The sequence below is a fragment of the Mitsuaria sp. MSU3D genome (genome assembly GCF_056867975.1).
Window position 1 is genome coordinate 2,148,289 of record NZ_CP200314.1, and the last position, 18,932, is coordinate 2,167,220.

Consider the following 18,932-nt stretch of genomic DNA (forward strand, 5'->3'; position numbering starts at 1 on the left):
GATGCGTCTGAGGTCACTCGTCATTCGCCGACAACCACATCTCCCTCCTGCGTTCCTGAAAGCGCCGTGAGATAGGCCAACTCCAGGCTGCGCGTGAAGGCCGGCGTGTCGAACAGCGCCGCCGAGTCGCGATGCTCGCGCAGGCGATTGCGAAGCTCGTTGAGCCTGTTGGCCTCGGTCGCGAGCGCCACCGCGGTGTCGATGTATTCGTCCCGCGTGCTCATCACCAGTTCCGGCATGCCCACGGCATGCAGCAGGCTGGACGCCATCCGGCCGGCGAAGGACTGCCCTGCCTGCGTCAGCACCGGCAGGCCCATCCACAGCGCGTCGCTGGCCGTCGTGCCGGCGTTGTACGGGAGCGTGTCGAGGAAGAGGTCCGCCGACGCCAGTCGAGCGAGATAGGTCTCGCGATCGCATCGACTCGCGAAGACCAGTCGATCCGGTGCGAGGCCGAGCTCCGCGGCATGGCCGCGGAGGTTGCGGATGGCCTCGTCCCCCTCGGCCAGCAGCCAGAGCACCGAGCCAGGCACGCGCTCGAGGATCCGCGCCCACGCCGCAAACATCGATGGCGTCAGCTTCGCCGGGTTGTTGAAGCAGCAGAACACGAACGCATCCTCGGGCAGCCCGGCAGCGGCGCGCTGCCCACCGGCCGGAGGCCTCGGGCGTTGTCGATCATTGGCCTGGTACGACGGCAGGATCAGCAGCTTCTCATCGAAGAAGCTGCGGGTCCGATCGTCGACGAGGTGCCGGTCCGCGACGACGTAGTCATACAGCCCGGATCCCGAGGTCCCGAGATAGCCCAGATAGAGCACCTGCACCGGTGCGATCCGGCTCGCGAAGATCGCGTTGCGGGAGTTGTCGGTGTAGCCCGTCAGGTCGACGGCGACGTCGATGGACAGTTCGCGGCAGATCTGGACGATCTGCTCATCGGTCTGGTGCTGGACATCGATGAACGCATCGACGCCGGCGCGCAGCCGGCGCTGCATGGGATCGTCGCTGGCGCGGCCGTAGTGGAGGATCGCGACGTCGAAGACCTGCCGGTCATGAAGCTCCAGCACCTCCGCGATCAGGTAGGCGACGGGGTGACTGTGGAAGTCGCGAGAGACGTAGGCGATGCGGATCTTGCGCCCCGTCGGGAAGCCCAGCGCCTGCGGACCCGGCTGCGGTCGCGGCAGCGTCTGTGCCGCCCAGGTTCTCGCCGCCCGCTGCTGCAGCGCCGGATCGTCCGTCAGGTGTTGGACGATCAGCGGCTGCGCGACGGATTCGCCCGCTTCGACGCGCGTCAGGAGTTCTTGTCGGTCCTGCGCATGGCGGCGCCAATCGAAGAGATGCATCGCGGCGTACAGCCTCAGGCCCGCCAGCCACGTCGTGTGCGGCGCCCGCTCGATCGCCGCATCGAAGTCCGCCACGGCCAGCGAGAACCTCCTGGCCCGGAGATGCAGGTTCGCGCGATTCTGAAGCGGCGCGGCGAGCTGCGGGTCCGCTTCGATCGCGTTGCCGAAGGCTTCCAGCGCGCCGTCGAGTGACCCGGCCTTGCGAAGCGCCATCCCCTTCAGGTTCTGGGCGACGGCATGACCAGCAGCGCCGCGTTCGAATCGATCGGCTTGCTGGAGGGCGGCGTCCAACTCGCCCGCAGTGATCAACTGGTCGATCAACGCCAGACGGAAGGTGTCGCGCTGGGGATCGTGCTCGATGGCGAGCTCGATGGCCATCCGCGCCGAGTCCGCGGCGCCGAGGTCCCGGTAGGCCAGACTCAGGCCGTGGAACGCCTTCGCATAGGTCGGCTGCAGGCCGATGGCCCGTTCGAACGCGTCCAGGGCCGCCTGGGGCTGACCGAGCTCCCGCAAGATCACGCCCCAGTTGTGGAAGAGCACAGCATCTTGGCTGCCCGCCTCGGCCAGGGCGCGGTAACGCGTCGCCGCGTCCTGCCACAGGCCCCGGTCGACCAGGGCGTCGGCCGCCTCTCTCTCCCGGAGAGCCTTGGTGCCCTGATCGTCCTTGTGACCCTTGCCGCCCGCGAGCGCCTGTTGCTTCTGCTTGCTCAACGCGAGCCCCTCCCCGAAAGCTGGTGAGGGAATCTTAGAGGGGAACTCATAAGCACCTGCGCATCCCTTCGTAGGCAGCCGGGTCCACCTCGGCGATCCTGACGTCGACCTTTGCCGTGTGCTCTACCGAGCATCTTCAAGCCCGGGAGCCCCGCCTCCCGGGCTCTTTCTCGTCCCTCACCGACATGACCACCCGACGTCACGCCCTCTTCGCGTTCACCGGCATTGCCGCCCTGCTCTTCTCCGGCACGAGCCGCGCCGAGGAGATCATCAGGATCGCCGTCACCAACGGCCCGCATGCGCAGATCGCCGAGGTCGCGAAGAAGGTCGCCGCCCGTGACGGCCTCACGCTCCAGATCGTCGAGTTCTCCGACTACGTGCAGCCCAACGCCGCGCTCGACGCCGGCGACGTGCAGGCCAACAGCTACCAGCACCTGCCCTTCCTGCAGTCGCAGATCCAGGCGCGCGGCTACCAGCTCAGCGCGGTCGGCGTCACGGTCACGGCGCCGCTGGGCTTCTACTCGAAACGCATCAAGCGGCTCGATCAGCTGGCGACCGGTGCCCGCGTCGCCATCCCCAACGATCCGACCAACAGCGGCCGCGCGCTGCAACTGCTGCACAAGGCCGGCGTCATCACGCTGAAGGCGGGCGCTGGCATCTCGGCCACGACGCTCGACATCGCCGCGAACCCGCGCAAGCTGCAGATCGTCCAGGTCGACGCCGCGCAGTTGCCGCGCACGCTGGACGACGTCGACGCCAGCGCGATCAACACCAACTACGCGGTGCAGGCCGGGCTCGTCCCGAAACGCGACGCGATCGCGATCGAGGACGCGAAGAGCCCCTACGCCAACCTCATCGCCGTGCGGACGCGGGACAAGGACCGACCCTGGGTGCCGAAGCTGGTCCGGGCGTTCCAGTCGCCCGAGGTCCGGCAGTTCGTCGCGGAGGGTTTCGCGGACTCGCTCGTCGTCGCGTTCTGAGCCGGCTTCATGCGGGCCGCCGCAGCCGGCCATAACCCCACAGCAGCAGCGCGCCCGCGGCCAGCACCGCGACGCCGACGATCGCGCCGGCGCTGACGTACACGACGCTGGCCCACAGCACGTACGCGCTGCAGCCGACGAACACCAGCGGCAGCACCGGGTACAGCGGCACGCGGAACGGCCGCGGATGCGCCGGCGCCTTGCGGCGCAGCACCAGCACCGCCAAGCCGCTGAGCGTCATGAAGAACCAGTACACCGGCGACAGGTAGTCGACCATCGTCGAGAAGCCGCCCCGCGTCGCCGCGCCGAACGCGACCAGCGCCAGGGCCATGCCGCTGGTCGCGATCACCGCCACGGTGGGTGTGCCGCGATCCGCGTCCCAGCGCGCCAGCTGCAGCTCCGCCGCCAGATCGCGCGCCGCCGCGTAGGTCGTGCGCGGACCGGCGATCAGGATCGCGTTCATCACCGACAGCGCCGTCAGCGTCACGACGCCGACCATCGCGACTTCCGCGCCGCGGCCGAACACCACCCGCATCGACTCCGCCGCCGGGGCCGCGCTCGCGGCCAGGCCGCCCAGACCGAGCACGCGCACATAGGCCCAGTTGGCGAGCAGGTAGAGCGCCGTGACCGTTCCCAACCCCAGCAGCAGCGCGCGCACGATGCCGCGGCGCGGGTCCTTCATCTCGGACGACAAGGTCGCGGCATCGCTCCAGCCGCCATAGGCAAGAAACACGAACACCATCGCCGTGCCCCACGAGACGGTCGCGGCACTCGCGGCGCCGACCGCCCCCGCGGCACCCTGCGCGGCGGACGTGGCCGGTGCCAGGCCTTGCCACTGCTGCACGCCCGCGCTCACGCCGAGCAGCAACAGCCCGCCGATGACCAGCGTCGTCAGCCCGAGCTGCGTGCCCAGCCCCACGCGCACGCCGAGCAGGTTCAGCCCCGTCAGCGCGACGATGAGCCCGCCCGCGAGCCATGCGCTCACGTGCTCGCCGAGCCAGGGCGAGAGGTCGACCACCTGCGCCAGGTAGTCCCCGAACACGAAACCGAGCAAGGCCATCGAGCCCGTGTGGATCACCGCGAAGCGCGACCACGCGAACAGGAAGCCGAGCCGCGCGCCGAAGGCGCGGCGCAAGAAGTGGTAGTCGCCGCCGGCGTCCGGGAAGGCCGCGGCGAGTTCCGCGAAGCACAGCCCGCCGATGAAGGACAGCACGCCGCCCAACGCCCAGGCCAGGTAGAGCTGCTCCGGCGTGGCCAGGAACTGCGCCACCATCGGCGAGGTCTTGAAGATGCCCGCGCCGACCACCATGCCGATGCACAGCGCCATCGCGTGGCGGACGTCGAGGATGCGCTGCGGCTGCGCGCCGGGCGGATCGCCGGCAGGAACGGACGGGGACATGGAGGGGAGGCTCGGACGGGGGACGCGCGATGCTACTGGCGCTCCGGCCCGCGCGGCGGACTTCGTCGTGGCGACGCGACGGCATGAGCTTATGAGGGAGTCGTCTGAAGCGGAATGCGGGTTTGCGGCGTGCGCGTCGATAGGCTGGCGGCCCGTCTGCCTGCACTTGCGCCGCGCCCAATGCTGAAGCTCCAAGCCACCGCCCTCGCCTCGCTGACCCTGCTGACGAGCGGCGTCCCCGCGTTCGCCCAATCCGACACCGCCCTCAGTCCCGCGCTCAGTCCCGTCCTCGTCACCGGCACGCGCGCCCGCGACCGGACGCTCGCGGACAGCCAGGTCCCCGTGGACGTGCTCTCGCGCGACGAGCTCCTTCGCGCCGCCGGTCCCGACGGCACGCTCGCCGCCGCGCTGCAGGCGCTGCTGCCGTCGTTCAACTTCCCGCGGCAGTCCAACTCCGGCGGCGCGGACCACGTGCGCGCGGCGCAGCTGCGCGGCCTGTCGCCGGACCAGGTGCTGGTGCTCGTCAACGGCAAGCGCCGTCACAGCTCGGCGCTCGTCAACCTCGAGTCCAAGACCGGCAAGGGCACGAACCCCGTCGACTTCAACACGATCCCGCTGGCCGCCGTGCAGCGCATCGAGGTCGTGCGCGACGGCGCCGGCGCGCAGTACGGCTCCGACGCCATCGCGGGCGTGGTCAACGTGATCCTCGACGAGCGCCGCAGCGGCGGTGAACTCGGCGCCGAGGCCGGTCTCTTCCACACGAAGTTCGAACCCACCGGCCGCACGATCAACGACGGCCAGGCCCAGTCGGCCAGCCTGTCGCAAGGCTGGGCCATCGGCGAACGCGGCTTCCTGCGCGCCGGCCTCGAAGGCCTGCACCGCAACGCGACCAACCGCAGCGGCCTCGATCAACTGCCGCCGTGGGAGGACGCGACGCCCGCCAACCTCGCCACCGTCGGCCAACGCAACTACGCCGCCGGCGAACCCGCCACGCGCCAGTGGCAGGCCTTCTTCAACGGCGCCGTGGACCTCACGCCGCAGCAGCAGGCCTACGCCTTCGGCACCTGGCAGCAGCGGCGCTCCACGGGCGCGGCGTACTACCGCTACCCGGACAGCTTCGCCAACCTCAAGAGCGTCTACCCGGACGGCTACCGGCCGCAGACCACCGGCGACAACCGCGACCTGCAGCTCGTCGCCGGTCTGCGCGGCGACTGGGCGGGGTGGGACTACGACCTGTCGCTCGACCACGGTCGCAACGACTTCGACTACGGCGTGCGGCATTCGCTGAACACCTCGCTCGGCGCGGCCAGTCCGACCGAGTTCCACCTCGGCGATTTCGGCACGCGGCTCACGACCGTCAACCTCGATCTGACGCGCTCCGTCACGATCCCCGGACTGAGCCGCCCGGCCACCTTGGCGGCCGGCCTCGACGGGCGTCATGAGCGCTTCGTCACCGGCGCGGGCGACGCGGCCTCTTACGCGGTCGGCGCTTTCGACGGCCCCGCCGGCGCACAGGCCGGGCCGGGTCTTCAGCAGGGCGATGCGGCGAGCCTGTCGCGCCGCGTGATCGGCGCCTACGTCGATCTGAGCGCGTCCTTCACCCGCGACTGGCAGGCCGAAGCCGCGCTGCGCCACGATCACTACAGCGACTTCGGCAACGCCACGACGGCCAAGCTGTCCTCGCGCCTGGCACTCGCCGGGGGCTTTGCGCTGCGCGGCGCGATCTCGACCAACTTCCGCGCGCCCTCGCTGGCGCAACGCGGCTTCAGCTTCACCGTGACCGACCGCGGCGACGGCGGCGAGCTCAGCCAGATCCGCACGCTTCCGGTGGACAGTCCGATCGCTCGTTACCTCGGCGCGCAGGACCTGAAGGCGGAGCGCTCGCGCAACGCGAGCCTCGGCCTGACCTGGCAGCCCGACCGTCACTGGTCGGCGACGCTCGATGCCTACGCGATCCGCGTCAAGGACCGCGTCACGCTGTCGCAGCGGATCAGCGGCGACGGGCTGTCGCAAACGCTGGAGTCCCTCTTCGGCGCCCCGGGCATCGACGGGGTCAACTTCTTCACCAACGCGCTGGACACGCGCACGCGCGGCGCGGACCTGGTGACCGAGTGGAACGGCGCGGCACTCGACGGGGAGTTGCGGCTGTCGTGGGCCGCCTCGTTCAGCAAAACGACGGCGAGACCGCATGCCGACGCGAACGTGGGCCTGGAAGAGCTGAACACGCTGACCAACGCCGCCCCGCGCCAGCGCCACATCCTGACCGCGCAATGGCGCGGCGGCGCATGGTCCTTGCTGAGCCGCCTGACGCGTCACGGCAGCACGACGCGCGTCTTCGACTTCGGCGACGGCTTCGTGCCCACGCAGACCTACGCGCCGGTCTGGCAGCTGGACCTGGAGGCGCAGTGGCAGGCGACCCGCGCGCTGAGCGTCAGCGTCGGCGCGGTCAACGCGACGGACCGCTACCCCAGCCGATCGACGTCCGACATCGCGTACTTCGGCAACTTCCCCTACGACGTGCTGTCGCCGGTGGGGTTCAACGGGGCGTACTACTACGCGAGGGCGAAGTGGGTGTTCTGAGCGGCAACTACAACGGCCACAGGGCATCGATAGGCCGCTCCAGCACCCGCGCCGCCGCCGGATGGAACACCGCCGGATCCAATCGTCCCTCGGCTGCGGCGGCAGCGAGCCATCGCTCGATCGATCCGCCCTTCTCCGCCCATCGATCCTGGCGCAGCAAGCCGTACAGGCCGGCGGCGATCACGTGGATGCCGTCGTCCGATTTGCGCCAGCGGTCCGCCGGATTGCGGGCCACGCCGAGCGCCTCGCTGATCAACTGGTCCAGCGCCTGGCACAGGTCCTCGTTCAGAAGACCCGGCAGCGTCGTGTAGCCCCAGCGGGGATCGTGGTCGCGGACGATCTTCGTGATCAGCGGATCGCGACCGAGGGCCGCGAGCGCCGCCGTCGCGGCCGGGCCGTCCATCGGCACGGGCGGATGGAGCATCTCGTGCGCGGCGATGCGCACCGTGGTCGCGGTGTCGTAGTCGGCGGCCTGCAGGAAGGTCTGGCCTTGCACCTTGATGCCGTGCGGCTTCGAGAACTGGAGCAGCACGATCTGGATCTCGGGATCGAAGCTCCGGCCGGTCAGCTTCTCCTGCCAGGAGATCACGTCGAAGCCGGCGAGCGCGCGCTGCACCTCGGCGATGCGCTGGTCCAGATCGTTGCCGATCCGCTCCTTGCGGAAGGCCGCGAACCCGGCGCGCTGCATCGCGCTGAAGATCGCATCGATCCGCGGCGCCGCGCGATCGAACCAGGCCCAGTCCTCCTCGCTCCAGTAGCTGCTGGCCTTGTAGCTCGGCAGGATGGCCGTCTGCCGCGACCGCAGCGCGGTCAGCAGCGTGGCGATCGTCGCGTCGTTGCCGTTGGCCGAGAACAGCACCTGCAGGTTGGGACCGAGCAAGCCGAAGCCGTCCTTCGTCGCCTCGTTCCACAGCCGGGGCACGTCGCTGCGCACCGCCTCGGGAAGACGCGGCGCGAAGGCGGCGGCGTCCTCGCCGTAGAAGTCCAGGTAAAGCTGCGTGCCCGACAGCGGGCCGAGGAAGGCGATCGCATCGAAGCCTTCCGAAGCGCGCACCTTCCATCGGGTGCGGCTGGCAGCTCGGGCATCGGGCCGGGCGTCGGCAGGCAGAGTGCAAAGCACGGACGCCACCGAAGCGATCAGCGGCACGGTCAGGAAGGTTCGTCGTTGCATGCCCCGATGCTAGGCAAGCGAGGCGCTCCGTTCTTGAACGGACTTAACCCACCCAGCGGGTCGGCGTCCGCCCGGTCAGCGCGACGATGGCGCGCGTCAGGTGGGCCTGGTCGGCGAAGCCGGTCTCGGCGGCGAGCGCCGCCATCGAGCCCTGCCAGCCCGGCAGCCGGCGCAGCGCCTGCAGCGTGCGCAGTTCCAGCCGGTAGCGCTTCGGACTGGTGCCGAAGGCCCGGCCGAAACCCCGGCTGAGCGACTGCGGCGCGATGCCCATGGCATCGGCCCAATCGGCGAGGCTGAGGGCCGGATCGGCTGCGAGCGCCGCGGCCAGCAAGTCCGGCCAATCGTTGAGCCGCATGGCCAAAGGGCGGAAGGTCCGGCGCAACAGCGCGGCGGCCTCGTGGGGATCGCGCTCGGCCAGCCGGGCGATCGCGTCCGCATCGTCCACATGTCCGAACGGATCGTGGAAATCGCTCCCGAGCGCCGGCAGATTCAGCACACGCGCGCCGGCGCGGAAGAACTCGTTCTGATGCGATTCGTGCTCGCCATGGAACACGACTTGGCCGGCCTCGACACGCACCCGGCCACGATCGCCCGCCTCCACGTAGCCGCCGGCGAGCACGAGCGCGACATAGCCTTGCGCGTGACGGTGGCGCGCCATCCGCTCGAAGGCGCGATGAACGGAGAAGGGAGCTGTCATTCGTTCAACCTCTCGCCCGCTGTCGACTCGTACAAGCCGGGGAAGTAGCGCTCCATCAGCGTCGCCGGCTTCAACGGCGACGTGAATCCGAATGGCGCGTAGAGGCCATGCGCATCACCGGTCGCCAGCGTGAACCGCCGAAGCCCTTGGAGATCGGCGTGCGACATCACGGCCTCCATCAGTCGCTTGCTGTAGCCCTTGCCGCGATGCGCGGGCAGCACGAAGACATCGACCAGGTTCGCGAAGGTCGAGCGATCCGTGATGACCCGGGCGAAGGCCACCTGCCGTCCGTCGACGAAACCGCCGAAGCACAGCGAATGCTCGATGGATCGCTCGACGACCTGGCGCGAGATTCCCTTTGCCCACGACGACTCGTTCGCGAGGAACGCGTGGATCAGGTCGATGTCCAGGTCCGACTTGTCGGTGGTGATGTGCAAGGTGATCACGTGGCGATTCGAGATGGGAGGTGGACGGGCACCGCGATTTCAACATCATTCCTGCCGCGTGATCGCAGGCGTCGCCCCTCAGGCGGCGACTCTGGCGAGCACGGATGGCGCGCACGCCGATCCTGGGCATGATCGCGGGTCCAGCACAGAGGAGCACCCACCCCATGGCCAAGTACCTGATCTCCTTCCCCAGCGCCGCGATGGTCGTCCCCGACGGCGAATGGGACGCCGTGGTCCGCGACTCGCATGCCGTCATCGAGGAGGCGAAGTCGGCCCGCGTCTATGTCTTCGGCGGCGGCATCGACGAGAGCGTCCCGCCCGTGCTCGTCTCGGCGGACGGCACGGTCGCTGAAGGCGGCTATCCGTGGGCGCCGACGCTCAACGGCGGATTCTGTGTCCTGGAACTGCCTTCTCGCGAAGCGGCCGTCGATTGGGCCGCGCGCATCGCCAAGGCCTGCCGCTGCCAACAGGAGCTTCGCGTGTTCTTCTTCGATCCGGCGTCCTGACCCGCAGCCGCGTTTGAGCGCGGCCCCTCACGCCACCGCCAGATGCACCGCCTCCGCCAGCGCATCGACGCGGAACGGCTTCTTCAGGATGGACCTGGCGCCCAGCACCTGGCCGACCTTCTCCATGTCGGCATAACCGGTCGCCAGGATGATGGGGATCGTGGGCCAGGCGTCCTGCACCCGGCGGATCAGTTCCCCGCCGTTCATGCCCGGCATCACGTAGTCCACGATCAGCAGGCTGGGCCGGCGCTCGCCCAGCGTGCGCAGCGCATCCGCGCCGTTGGAGACCGCCGACACCTGGTGGCCCAGCAGCTCCAGGCTCTGGACGATGGAATGGCGCACCTCGTCGTCGTCCTCGACGACCAGGATGTCCTGGCGCGGCGTGACCAGGCTGGACCGGTCCGCCTCGGACTCCTCCGCCAGCGACTCCGTCGCCAGCGGGAACAGCAGGTGGACCTGCGTCCCCTGCCCCGGCGCGCTCTCGATGCTCACCTGCCCGCCGGACTGCTTCGCGAAGCCGTACACCTGCGCCAGGCCCAGGCCGGTGCCGCTGCCCATCGCCTTCGTGGTGAAGAAGGGCTCGAACACGCGCTCGATGATCGACGGCGGAATGCCGGCACCGCTGTCGGCCACCGTCACCCGCACGCAGGGCACGACCTGACCCTCGCGCTCGCATTCCGCCTCTTGCGTGGTGATGGCGATGGTGCCGCCCTCCTTCATCGCATCGCGCGCGTTGAGCGCGAGGTTGAGCACGGCCATCTCCAGCTGGTTGGGATCCAGCAGCACGATCGGCTTCGGATGCGCCAGCTCCAGGGCGATGCGCACGCGCGAACCGACCGAGGTCAGCAGCAGTTCCTGCATGCCGTTGATCGACGCGTGGATGTCGGTGGCCTGCGGCACCAGCGACTGGTTGCGGGCGAAGGACAGCAGCTGCTCGGTCAAACGCGCGCCGCGCTTCACCGTCCGCCGCGCGCCTTCGACGATCCGGCCGGCCGGCGGCGGGCAGTCCAGCCGCGCCAGCAGGTCGAGGTTGGTGCCGATGACGTGCAGCAGGTTGTTGAAGTCGTGCGCGATGCCGCCGGTCAGGTGCCCCATGGCCTCCATCTTCTGGACCTGCAGCAGCGCCGCCTGCGCCCGCTCGCGCTCGGCGATCTCGTTCATGAGCCGGTTGTTGGCCATCGAGAGCTCGCGCGTGCGACTCTCGATGCGGTCCTCAAGCTCGCGATTGAGCCGCTCCACCGCATCGTGCGCGACCGCCAGCTCCGCCAGCATCGCCCGGTTCGCATACTGCCGCGCCCGGGCGCGCACGGCCGCCTCCACGGCGGTGTGCAGCGTGTCGGGGCTCAGCGGACGCTCCAGCAGGATGACGTTGCCCATCAGATGCAGCGAGGTCGCCGCGTTGGGCGGGCGCCGTCCGGTGCGCTTGCTGGTCAGGACGACGAAGGGGAAATCCGACCACGACGGCTGCCGGCTCAGCCACAGGTGCACCGGGCTGCCCGGCGCGATGGACAGCGCCTCCTCGGTCACGACGGCGGCGGCCGCCCCCTCGTTCAGCGCCGCCAGCAGCTGCTCCGGCGCCTGGACGGGCTGGGCCGGCGCCATGCCCGTCACCACCTCGGCGATCACCTGGGCATCCCGGCCGAACGGGGCCAGGATGATCACGCGGGATTCGAAGGCACTCGTCATTCAGCGCCGCTGCCGCTCGTCGTCGCGATCGCCGAGCAACGCGATGTCCCCGGCGTAGCGCGAGACGCCGGACACCACGCCCTCGAAGTCCGTCAGCGCCTCGCCGATTTCCACGCCCTGGTCGCCGAGGCGGAACTCGTGGATGGTGTTGGCGTGGCGGCTGGTGCGGCTCTTCGCCACCGAGATCGCCTTCAGCAGGTTGCCGCGCGCCTCGAAGTAGCGGAACAGCACCACGGCGTCGCTCAGGTAGCTGAGGTCGATGTCGATCCGTCCCTGGCCCAGGATGCCGTGCTGGCCCAGCACCAGGATCGTCATCACGCCGCGCTGGTTGAGGTAGGTCAGCAGCTCATGCATCTGCAGCATCAGGAACTTGCCGCCGGGCATGGCCTGGAGGTAGGCATTGAGGCTATCGATCACCACCGTGCGGGCGCCGTCCTGCTCGACCGACTGCCGGACGCGCGCGGCGAATTCGCCCGCGGTGACCTCCGCGGGATCCAGGGCGCTGAGGAGGAAACGCCCGTCGTCGATGTCGGCCTGGAGGTCGTAACCCAGGGTCCTGGCGCGCGGCAGCAGCGTGCCCAGCCCCTCGTCGAACAGGTAGTAGGCGGCCCGCTCGCCGCGCCGCAGCGCCGCGTGGACGCAGGCGATGGCGGTGGTGGTCTTGCCGACGCCGGACGGTCCGACGAACAGCGTGTTGCTGCCGCGCGCCAGCCCGCCGCCCAGCGCGGCGTCGAAGGCCGCGTTGCCGGTGCTGACGTTCTCCGGAATGAAGGTCTTGTGGTGCTCGGCCGCGACCAGGCGCGGGAACACCTCCAGGCCGCCGGTCTTGAGGGTGAAGTCGTGCTCGCCGCTGCGAAAGCCGATGCCGCGCATCTTCGCCACGCGCAGGAAGCGTTTGTCGGCGCCGTACTCGCCCACGATCTGCTGCAGCCACACGACCCCGTGGGCGATGCTGCGCAGCTGCATGTCGCCGGTGGAGGCGCTGAGGTCGTCCAGCATCAGCACCGTGCAGTCGTGGTGGGCGAAGAAGTGCTTGAGCGCGAGCACCTGGCGCCGGTACCGCAGCGGGTCCTGCGCCAGCAGACGCATCTCCGACAGGCTGTCGAAGACCACGCGCTTCGGACGGGTCGCCTCGATCCGGGCCATCACGCCCTGGACGGTCTGGTTCAGCTCCAGCTCGGCGGGGTGGATGATGGACTGCTCCGCCTCCGGGCCCAGCTGCTCCGCGCTGACCAGCTCGAACACCTCCAGGCCGGCCTGATCGAGGTCCCAGCCGTGGGACTTGGCGACCTCCTTCAGCTCGGTGCCGGTCTCGGACAGCGTGACGTACAGACCCGATTCCCCGACGGCCAGCCCGGCGAGCAGGAAATGCATGCCGAGCGTGGTCTTGCCGGTACCGGGTTCCCCCTCGAAGAGGTAGAGGTGGCCGGGGGGCAGGCCCCCCTGGAGGATGTCATCGAGGCCGGAAATACCGGTGGAACAGCGTGGTGGGGGCATGAGTCGGAAGGAGCGGACGGGAGGCGGTCAGGCCTGCCCCGAGCCGCGCGAACGCCGCCTGGACAGGGTGGATCACGCGCCGCGGCAATTTCCGCTCCCGCCCGGCGCCAGCGCCGGGCACCTCACCCCTCAGGCCACGCGAAACGGCCGCTCGACCAGCGCGGCAGGCACGGTCGAGCGGGGCGTCAAGGTGCTCGCGTCGGCCGACGAGAAGGTCGATCCGATCTGGATGCGCCCCTTGCCGGCCCGCTTGGCCGCATACATGGCCTCGTCGGCGCCGCGCAGGATCGCCGCCGTCTCGCAGGCCCCGCGGGCCAGGACGATGCCGATGCTCGCGCTCACGGTCACGCGGTGGCCGCCCGCGACCTCGATCGGCCGCTCGATCTCCGCCAGGCAGCGCTGCAGGACGGCGCGGGCCCCGCCCACCTCGCTGTTGGCGGTCAGCACGATCGCGAACTCGTCGCCGCCCAGGCGGGCCACGATGTCGTTGGCGCGCAAGGTCTGCTGCAGCCGCGCGCCGACCTCCTTGAGCACCTCGTCGCCGGCCTCGTGCCCATGGCGGTCGTTGACGGGCTTGAAGCCGTCCAGGTCCAGGTAGCAGACCGCGAGGCCCGTGTCCGCCCGCAGCGCGGTCGCCTGGGCGTCGGCGAGCTTTTCCTCGAACAGGCGACGGTTGGGCAGGCCGGTCAAGGCGTCCCGGAAGGCCATGCCATAGGCTTTCTCCTCGCTCTGCTTGAGCGCGTCGATGTCCACCAGCATCCACAGGCTTTCGTCCTCGGAGACGAGCATGCCGCTGAGATCGATCCACAGCGCGGAGCCGTCCTTCCTGCGCATCTGCACCTGGGTGCGGAAGCGTTCGCCGGCATGCAGGGCGCCGTAGCCGGCCCGGCCGATGTGGTCGAAGGTGGCCTGGTCCAGGTAGAGGTCGCGCATCGACATGCCGCGCAGTTCGCCGGCGTCGTAGCCGAGGATGCGCGCCAGGGCGCGGTTGTCCCAGAGGATCACGCGCGACCGCAGGCGCACCATGCCCACCAGGTCGTTCTCCAGCATCAGCGACTGCTCGCGCGCGGTGCGGTCCGCGTCCATGCGGCCTTCGCTCTCGCGCTTGTGCCCGCGATAGAGCAGCACGGAGACGCCGCCGACCAAGGCGATCATCAGCGCCACCAGCCCCGACAGTTCGGCGGCCTGGCGGTACCAGGCCCCGAGATACTCCTCGGTGCTCAGGCCGGCGTAGATCGTGAACGGGTAGCCCGGCACGCGGTGGTAGGCGGTGATGCGTTCGACCTTGTCCAGGGCCGTCGGGGTCACGTACCAGCCGTGGCTCGCGTCGCGCTGCATGTTCTCGCGCAGGGCCTTGGAGACGTTCGCTTCGCCCAGGCCCTTGAGGGATCGGGGTTCGGACGCGGAATGCCGGGCCACCAGCAGGAAGTTGTCGTTCATGCGCATCGCCATGGCGCCGGACCGTCCGAGTTCCATGCCGGCAAAGCGTTGCGCGAAGTGGTCCGAGGTCACCTCCGTCAGCACGACGCCGTCGAAGCCGCCGTCGCCGTTGATCAGGCGCCGTGCGAGCACGATGCACCACACGCCCGCCGTGCGGCTCTTCAGCGGCTCGGACACCACGGTGGCGTCGCGCGCCCGCGCGCGCTCGAAGTACGGCCGGTCGCCCAGGTGGATGGGCGCCGTGCCTGTGCCCGCGCCCTCGTCGGCGACCACCGCACCGGTCGCATCGACCACGCGAATCGCGCTCACGTGCTGGAGCAGCTGCCGTTGCTCGGCCACCATTGCCGCCAGGACGTCCGCCCGGTCCGCCGCGCGGGGCGTCTTGGCATACCGCTCGGCCACCGTGGCCAGGGCGTTGTCGATGAGGCGCAGCTCCGCGGCCACTTCACTGCCCATGCTCGTGGCCAGATTCTCGGCGGTCAGCTGCGCCGCGCCTTCATCGCCTTCGCGGGCGTTGTGCAGGCTCAGACCGGCCGCCACGCAGAGCATCAGTCCCAGCGCCACATTGCCCGCGGCCAGCCAGCGGCGCAGGCGGGTCAGTGACGTCGTCGCTTTCGTTCGTTGTTGCTGCACGGCAAGGCCTCCTTCGAGCGGAGCCATCGGCGGGGAATTCACGCCCTTGGTCCATGGTGGACGTTGTACGCGGGCCCCCTGGGACGCACCATCCGGGACTGGATGAAGCTCGTGTAGGGCGACGACTGACGAGGCCCGCCTGCCCCGGCAGATCGTCAGGAATGCCTCGCCTCGAGCGCGGACGGCCGGTTCGGGTTAGGGTGGAGGGATATCCGGGTAATCGCCTAAGCGCCAAAGCGCCAAAGCGCCAAAGCGCCAAAGCGCCAAAGCGCCAAAGCGCCAGAACGCCAACGCCAACGCCAGAACGCCGTAACAGCCATGACAGCAACGACCGCCATCACCGCCACCGACGCGCCCTCCTCCGCCATCGTCTCCATCCAGCCGCTCGGGATGCCCTGGGAGACGATCGATCCGTTCCTGTTCTGCGTCCACCACGACGACGCCTATCCGCGCGGCAACGGCCGCTACGGACCGGACGCGTCGCTGCTGGCGGGCCGGAAGATGGGCTCGGACTTCTCACGCCAGGACGGCTGGAGCATGTACCACGGGCAGCAGGTGCCCGGCTTCCCGGCGCACCCGCACCGCGGCTTCGAGACGGTGACCATCGTCCGCAAGGGCCGCATCGACCATGCCGACTCGCTGGGGGCCGGCGCGCGCTTCGGCGGCGGGGACGTGCAGTGGTTGACCGCCGGCAAGGGCATCGTCCACGCGGAGATGTTCCCACTGCTGCACACCGACCGGCCCAACCCGCTGGAGCTGTTCCAGATCTGGCTCAACCTGCCGGCGGACAGCAAGATGGTCGAGCCGCACTTCACGATGTTCTGGTCGCAGGACATCCCGCGGCACACCTTCGTCGACGAAGCGGGACGCGCGACCGAGGTCGTGGTGATCGCGGGCGGCCTGCCGGCCGCCGTCGATGGCGACGGCCATGCCGGCGCGGCCAGGCCGCTCGCGCCGCCGCCGGACTCGTGGGGCTCTCGCCTGCATTCGGACCTGGCGATGTGGACGCTGCGCCTGGAAGCCGGTGCGACATGGACACTGCCCGCGGCGCTGGGCGATGGCACGCGGCGCAAGCTGTACTTCTTCGCCGGCAGCCGGATCACCATCGAGGGTCAGGTCGTGCCCGTCGGTTCCGGCATCGAAGTGCGCGCGGGCGCCAGGGTCGTGCTGACCAACGGCGATGAACCGGGCGAGCTGCTGATGCTGCAAGGCCGCCCCATCGGGGAGCCGGTGGCGCAGTACGGTCCCTTCGTCATGAACACCGAGCAGGAGCTGCGCCAGGCCTTCGAGGACTACCGGCGCACCGAGTTCGGCGGCTGGCCCTGGCCCGACGCCGCGCCGGTCCACGGGGACGGCAAGGAAGAAGGCGGGGACGGCGACGACCGCTTCGCCCGGCACGCGGACGGCCGCACGGAGCGGCCGCCCGCGCAGGCGCGGGCCGACACGCTCCCCCTCAGGCCTTCAAGGTCAGACGCCAGCCGTTGAGCTTGCCGACGTCCTGCGCCTCGCGGTCGGCCACACGCAGCTTCCAGGCACCGGCCGCGGGCTGCCCGGCGAGGGCCGCCAGCGCCGGCGTGGTCGCCGACGTGTAGGTCACGGCGAGATCGTGCGAGGACCCGCCGGCGCGCGCATGCAGCGGCACCTGGGTGCCGGCCGGCGACACGAGGCTGACTTCCAGGTCGCCGACCCAGCTGTGCGAGATCTCCACGGACACCTCCACGCTCGCGAGCACGAAGGCTCGGGGATTGCTCAGCGTGCGCTCGATGCCGGCGGCCTTGCCGTCCGGGATCGCGGTCCCGGGGGATTCCTTCAGCACCACGACGTCGGGCAGCGCGGCCGCGGCGGCGAGATCCAGCCCCCAGCGCTGCAGACGGCCGCGATCCTGCGGCGCGAGGTCCTGCACGGTCAGCGTCCAGGCGCCGCGGCTGCTGCGTCCCCGCAGCGTGGCCAACGCAGGCAGCGTGGACTCGTCGTAGGTCAGGTCGAGGTTCTTCGCGTTGCCGCCCTGCCCCTTCGGATGCAACTCGACCACGGCGCCCCAGGGCGTCGCGAGCGAGGCGCGAAGGTCGCCCACATAGGGGTGGGCGATGGTCAGCCCGATCTTGATGGACGCCAGCGTCACGTCCTCCGGCACCTGGATCGTGCTGCGGATGCCGGCGGCGTCGTTGTCGGGAATGGCAAGGTCGGGCTGCGCGACGTGCCGCACCGCGGCCGGCGGCGTGCCGGCGCCGAAGCGGCTGCGGAAGCTCATCGTCGCCCCGGAGGCGGAGATCTGGTCGATGGTCAGGTTGGAGGCCGTGCCGTTCCACCAGCGGCTGGAGGGCGTGGTGTCGTCGGCGAAACGCGCGGCGGGTCCCTTGTACAGGTCGCCGGCATCGCCCATCTGGTTGCGCCCGCGTTCGAGCTGGAAGAGCCCGTCGGCCTGTTCGAGCGACAGCTCGTAATGGCTGGCGGGTGTCATCTGTTCCCGGCTGTTGTCGCCGGTCTCGTCCACGTGCCAGATGGCGAGGCCGCTGTCGCGCAGCGAGCCGTCGCGCCCGCTGCGCTGGCGGTTCTCGACGAGGAAGTACTCGCGCCCGCCGCGGCTGTGGATGGCCATGTCGTTGCTGCCGGCCTTGAGCTCGACGATCCGGTCGTGTTCCAGCGGGATCACCTGGTTCGCCCAGCCCGACAGGCGCTTGAGGTAGGCGCTGATGGCGATGGGATTCTTCTCGTCGAAGTTGCCGGCGCACATCAGGCAGTACATGCCCACGCCGCTGGACTGCGCGTCCTCCTCGTCGTCGTAGAGATCGGGGTAGTCGCACAGCATGTGGCCGTTCTCGTGGCAGAAGGTGCCCAGCGTCAGTTCGCTGGTCATGGCGGTGAACTGGTAGTCCAGCGCGCCCTTGCCCGGCGCCAGCGGCACCGTCGCCTGCAACCGGTGCGCATGCGGCCACAGCCCGCGGGACCAGTTGTTGCGCACCTCGCCGGCATAGAACACGTTCATCGCGTAGACGAAGCCCTGCGCATCGGCGGTGAGCGGGGTGAAGTCGAAGCCCGTGGCCTTGTGGTGCGCCAGCGCCTCGCCGATCAGTTCCCAGGCCCGGATCGGCATCTGGATCGACTCGTCGGTGTAGTAGGTGCGCGGATGCTTGGCGCGGTAGTACGGCGCCACCACGTTGCTGTACTTGCAGCGCCCCGCGGAGTTGTCGAGGAAGAAATCGCGCACCGAGCCCTGGTTGCCGAAGCCGTTGTAGCCGACCTGGTTGCAGAAGCGATCGACCTCGTCGCGGGGGATGGTCGCCGGCTCGTCGACGAAGTCGATCAGCAGGCACAGGCCGACGAAGTCGCCCACCGTCTGGCGCTGCGGCGGGGCCAGCAGCGGCCCGCCCGACGAGCCCAGATTGCGCAGCGAGCGCAGCTCCTGCTGGCGTTCCGCGCGGCGCTGATCGCAGCGGCGGGCCAGCGGACTGCCGGCGGCTTCACGCTGCAATGGCGACACCTGCACGAGTCCGGCGCTGCCGGTCCCGCCCGGAGCAGCGGCCAGCGCCGCCGCCAGTCCCGGCGGCGGTGTCGCGACCGGCCCGTACCAGCCGGTCTGCGGGTTCAGCACCACCGGCCGGCCGTCGAGGGTCTCGAAGGTGGCGCGGAACTGGTTGCCGCTGCCGCGCACGGCCAGCGTGCTGCCGTCGGGCTGGGTCAGCGTGAAGGGACGATCCTGGAATCGGACGGACATGGCGATGACTCCCTCGGTGCGCGCAGGGGGATGAGGCAGCGATCCGAGGGAGATCAGGCGGAGATCGGGAGGGGAGCGATCAGGGATCGATCCCCCGGCGATCACCGCGGCCTGCGGGCTGCACCGAAAGAATCAGC

At 70.1% G+C, this 18,932-nt stretch carries 13 protein-coding genes; 4 read left to right on the forward strand and 9 right to left on the reverse strand.

The features are described from left to right. Positions 1–20 precede the first annotated feature (20 nt). A complete protein-coding gene (locus AC1VNM_RS09310; protein WP_483106698.1) occupies positions 21–2,045 on the reverse strand; it encodes an O-linked N-acetylglucosamine transferase, SPINDLY family protein in 2,025 nt (674 codons plus the stop codon). Positions 2,046–2,230: 185 nt separating this feature from the next. Here AC1VNM_RS09310 and AC1VNM_RS09315 point away from each other — a divergent pair, with 185 nt between their 5' ends. Next, a complete protein-coding gene (locus tag AC1VNM_RS09315) occupies positions 2,231–3,025 on the forward strand; it encodes a MetQ/NlpA family ABC transporter substrate-binding protein (protein WP_483106699.1) in 795 nt (264 codons plus the stop codon). Positions 3,026–3,032: 7 nt separating this feature from the next. Here AC1VNM_RS09315 and AC1VNM_RS09320 read toward each other — a convergent pair whose 3' ends face one another. Next, a complete protein-coding gene (locus tag AC1VNM_RS09320; RefSeq protein ID WP_483106700.1) occupies positions 3,033–4,424 on the reverse strand; it encodes an APC family permease in 1,392 nt (463 codons plus the stop codon). Between the two features lie 180 nt (positions 4,425–4,604). Between AC1VNM_RS09320 and AC1VNM_RS09325 the strand changes: the two genes are divergently transcribed. Next, positions 4,605–7,004 carry a TonB-dependent receptor plug domain-containing protein gene (locus tag AC1VNM_RS09325; protein ID WP_483106701.1) on the forward strand — a complete coding sequence of 800 codons (2,400 nt, stop codon included), beginning with the start codon at positions 4,605–4,607 and terminating at the stop codon, positions 7,002–7,004. 7 nt (positions 7,005–7,011) lie between these two features. On the opposite strand, the gene AC1VNM_RS09330 is transcribed toward AC1VNM_RS09325, so the two are convergent. Genes AC1VNM_RS09330 through AC1VNM_RS09340 form a run of 3 tightly spaced genes read right to left on the reverse strand, consistent with a single transcriptional unit; the run spans position 7,012 to position 9,318 of the window. After that, positions 7,012–8,175, reverse strand: coding sequence for a hypothetical protein (locus AC1VNM_RS09330; protein WP_483106702.1), 1,164 nt, complete (start codon positions 8,173–8,175; stop codon positions 7,012–7,014). A gap of 43 nt (positions 8,176–8,218) precedes the next feature. Next, a complete protein-coding gene (locus tag AC1VNM_RS09335) occupies positions 8,219–8,872 on the reverse strand; it encodes an AraC family transcriptional regulator (protein ID WP_483106703.1) in 654 nt (217 codons plus the stop codon). After that, positions 8,869–9,318 (reverse strand): GNAT family N-acetyltransferase, encoded by a 450-nt coding sequence (locus AC1VNM_RS09340; protein WP_483106704.1) that lies wholly within the window; start codon positions 9,316–9,318, stop codon positions 8,869–8,871. The genes AC1VNM_RS09335 and AC1VNM_RS09340 overlap by 4 nt, the downstream gene beginning before the upstream one ends. 164 nt (positions 9,319–9,482) lie before the next feature. Between AC1VNM_RS09340 and AC1VNM_RS09345 the strand changes: the two genes are divergently transcribed. Continuing rightward, entirely contained in the window at positions 9,483–9,824 is a 342-nt protein-coding gene (locus AC1VNM_RS09345) for a YciI family protein (RefSeq protein ID WP_483106705.1), read from the forward strand. A gap of 27 nt (positions 9,825–9,851) precedes the next feature. On the opposite strand, the gene AC1VNM_RS09350 is transcribed toward AC1VNM_RS09345, so the two are convergent. The 3 genes from AC1VNM_RS09350 to AC1VNM_RS09360 all read right to left on the reverse strand — a co-directional run bounded on the left by AC1VNM_RS09350 (position 9,852) and on the right by AC1VNM_RS09360 (position 15,080). After that, the gene (locus tag AC1VNM_RS09350) at positions 9,852–11,510 is read right to left on the reverse strand and encodes a response regulator (protein ID WP_483106706.1); all 1,659 of its coding nucleotides are present in this window, start codon (positions 11,508–11,510) and stop codon (positions 9,852–9,854) included. Next, on the reverse strand, positions 11,511–13,007 hold the full coding sequence (locus tag AC1VNM_RS09355) for an ATPase domain-containing protein (RefSeq protein WP_483106707.1): 1,497 nt from the start codon (positions 13,005–13,007) through the stop codon (positions 11,511–11,513). Positions 13,008–13,136: 129 nt separating this feature from the next. Beyond that, on the reverse strand, positions 13,137–15,080 hold the full coding sequence (locus AC1VNM_RS09360) for a diguanylate cyclase domain-containing protein (RefSeq protein WP_483106708.1): 1,944 nt from the start codon (positions 15,078–15,080) through the stop codon (positions 13,137–13,139). A 318-nt stretch (positions 15,081–15,398) separates the two neighbouring features. On the opposite strand from AC1VNM_RS09360, the gene AC1VNM_RS09365 reads away from it, so the two are divergent. Continuing rightward, positions 15,399–16,565 (forward strand): pirin family protein, encoded by a 1,167-nt coding sequence (locus AC1VNM_RS09365; protein ID WP_483106709.1) that lies wholly within the window; start codon positions 15,399–15,401, stop codon positions 16,563–16,565. Here AC1VNM_RS09365 and AC1VNM_RS09370 read toward each other — a convergent pair. Further along, positions 16,534–18,795, reverse strand: coding sequence for a M6 family metalloprotease domain-containing protein (locus tag AC1VNM_RS09370; protein WP_483106710.1), 2,262 nt, complete (start codon positions 18,793–18,795; stop codon positions 16,534–16,536). The genes AC1VNM_RS09365 and AC1VNM_RS09370 overlap by 32 nt on opposite strands. Between the last annotated feature and the right edge of the window lie 137 nt (positions 18,796–18,932).

What these genes read in the sequence shown, in the direction of transcription:
- AC1VNM_RS09315 (WP_483106699.1), top strand. Translation starts at nt 2,231, where the DNA reads ATGACCACCCGACGTCACGCCCTCTTCGCGTTCACCGGCATTGCCGCC.
- AC1VNM_RS09320 (WP_483106700.1), bottom strand. Translation starts at nt 4,424, where the DNA reads ATGTCCCCGTCCGTTCCTGCCGGCGATCCGCCCGGCGCGCAGCCGCAG.
- AC1VNM_RS09325 (WP_483106701.1), top strand. Translation starts at nt 4,605, where the DNA reads ATGCTGAAGCTCCAAGCCACCGCCCTCGCCTCGCTGACCCTGCTGACG.
- AC1VNM_RS09330 (WP_483106702.1), bottom strand. Translation starts at nt 8,175, where the DNA reads ATGCAACGACGAACCTTCCTGACCGTGCCGCTGATCGCTTCGGTGGCG.
- AC1VNM_RS09335 (WP_483106703.1), bottom strand. Translation starts at nt 8,872, where the DNA reads ATGACAGCTCCCTTCTCCGTTCATCGCGCCTTCGAGCGGATGGCGCGC.
- AC1VNM_RS09345 (WP_483106705.1), top strand. Translation starts at nt 9,483, where the DNA reads ATGGCCAAGTACCTGATCTCCTTCCCCAGCGCCGCGATGGTCGTCCCC.
- AC1VNM_RS09350 (WP_483106706.1), bottom strand. Translation starts at nt 11,510, where the DNA reads ATGACGAGTGCCTTCGAATCCCGCGTGATCATCCTGGCCCCGTTCGGC.
- AC1VNM_RS09355 (WP_483106707.1), bottom strand. Translation starts at nt 13,007, where the DNA reads ATGCCCCCACCACGCTGTTCCACCGGTATTTCCGGCCTCGATGACATC.
- AC1VNM_RS09365 (WP_483106709.1), top strand. Translation starts at nt 15,399, where the DNA reads ATGACAGCAACGACCGCCATCACCGCCACCGACGCGCCCTCCTCCGCC.
- AC1VNM_RS09370 (WP_483106710.1), bottom strand. Translation starts at nt 18,795, where the DNA reads ATGTCCGTCCGATTCCAGGATCGTCCCTTCACGCTGACCCAGCCCGAC.